Genomic DNA, 1749 nt, shown 5'->3' on the forward strand with positions numbered 1-1749 from the left:
GGGATATTAATTGGTCCAGTGTCTCCAGCTTCACGACGACGTCTTACTTCTTCTAAAAAACGATTAAAAGATTCACGATATTGGGCCATATTTTCATAGTATTGTCGTAATTGAGCATTAAATTGCTCAACGGCCGACTGATATTTTTCAAAGGATTCTATAGCAGAAGCCTCGGTGTAGACCACGGCTTTTTCTGAATAGTACCCTTTCGGGTAATAGAGTGAATAAGAAACCTTATCGAGAGTTTCAATAATTTTTCCATTTTGTATTAACTCCAGCTTACCGGCAACCTCTTCATTAAGAGTACTAAAACCAGCCATATATTTTTGAGTAATCGGCCAGAAATAGACAATAGTTTTTCGAGGGCTTATTATGCTGGATTCATTAGCAATCAGATAAATTGTTTCTTCGGTAGCTGGGCAGAAGCTTTTGCTGTATCCTGAACCGTTAAAGGAAGTCAAAGAAAATACCAGTTGTTCTCGCAAAACCGGAGCTTCAGCCATAGCAATAGTTGAGACTCCAAATAGGCTTATAACAATGAGGATAAATAATGTTAAAGAATTTTTTTTCATGCCTTGACACCTCTTCGGTTCATGATGAAGATGGAAAGAGAGAGAAAAATCACTACATACACGATGCAATATAGAACATTAATAAAGAACAATGACCAATTATCCAATATTACCGAATCTAAACCTCGTGATAAATAGGCAAAGGGTGAAACCCAATTGATTCCCTTAAAAACTAATTGAAGTGTTTCTCGAACATAAAAAAGCGAAGTCGGGAGGGATTCTTTTTCTAATCCTAAAAGGGTACTATAAGAAAACTGGATGGCAAGGAATGCCCCAAAAACCGCAATGAGCGTGATGACCGAACTTCTTACCCGGCTGGTCAGTGAGGAGATGAAAAGCCCAAAACTAACCACACAAGATATGAGAAATACTCCCATAATCAAGGCACGAACCAGACCAGGAGTAAATCCTAAATTGGTAAAAAAGCTCACCAAGAAGAAGTAAACAGCAGTAAAACCTAATGAAATTACACCCAAAAAAAAGTCTTTCCAAAATTTAGCCATTAGAAAATTCTTTGAAGTAACTGGTCCGTAGAAGAGAACTTCTAAGGTTCCTTGTTCGCGTTCCCTTGATATCGAAATCGCCGAAATGAGTACCAAGTAGAGTGAGATGATGATGATGGTGATATACAATGGATAATTAAGAGGAAATGCGCTCACTAAAATATCGTCTTCTCTAATTCCATCAAGAAAATTCTTTAAAATAAAAGATGAGGCGAAGAAGGAAACAAACAACACACCATAATAACCCCAACTATACAAGCTATATAAAAGGTCTCTTTTTAAGAGAATCTTGGTAATTCTTCCTTGGCTTGCCACAGCTATTGATCCTCCTTCTTAGTAAGCTCTACATTTTCAATGACATCTTCAAAAATTCCTTCTGGAGTGGTTAATAATAACTCCATAAGACCGTATTTCTCGTTTTCTGTATCAATATCAAGAGCATTCCAGGGTATAATAGCTTTATTTCGAGCTAAATAAGAAGTTGGGTCCCAGAAAAGCTTCATGGAGCCGTCAAAAAGCTTTCTTCCCCGGCTATAATTATCTTCATCTCCATCACGAACATATAATTTACCTTCAAGCGTGAGGGGGAGGGCTGGATAATCGGATATGCCTTGCCCTTCATGATTTTTAAAGCGGATTTCAACTTCAATACCCTGCTCAGTTGGCTCAGAGAA

Annotated in this window: 1 protein-coding gene and 2 pseudogenes; all 3 read right to left on the reverse strand. The window is 37.7% G+C overall.

The features are described from left to right. Positions 1 to 572 (reverse strand): annotated as a pseudogene (locus PLK24_RS11265) (hypothetical protein); the annotation flags it as partial. Further along, positions 569 to 1390 carry an ABC transporter permease gene (locus PLK24_RS11270; RefSeq protein WP_324479198.1) on the reverse strand — a complete coding sequence of 274 codons (822 nt, stop codon included), beginning with the start codon at positions 1388 to 1390 and terminating at the stop codon, positions 569 to 571. The pseudogene PLK24_RS11265 and the gene PLK24_RS11270, both read right to left, overlap by 4 nt. Positions 1391 to 1392: 2 nt before the next feature. After that, positions 1393 to 1749 (reverse strand): annotated as a pseudogene (locus PLK24_RS11275) (hypothetical protein); the annotation flags it as partial.

This window comes from Atribacter sp. (assembly GCF_035418125.1).
Taxonomy (GTDB): Bacteria; Atribacterota; Atribacteria; order Atribacterales; family Atribacteraceae; genus Atribacter; species Atribacter allofermentans.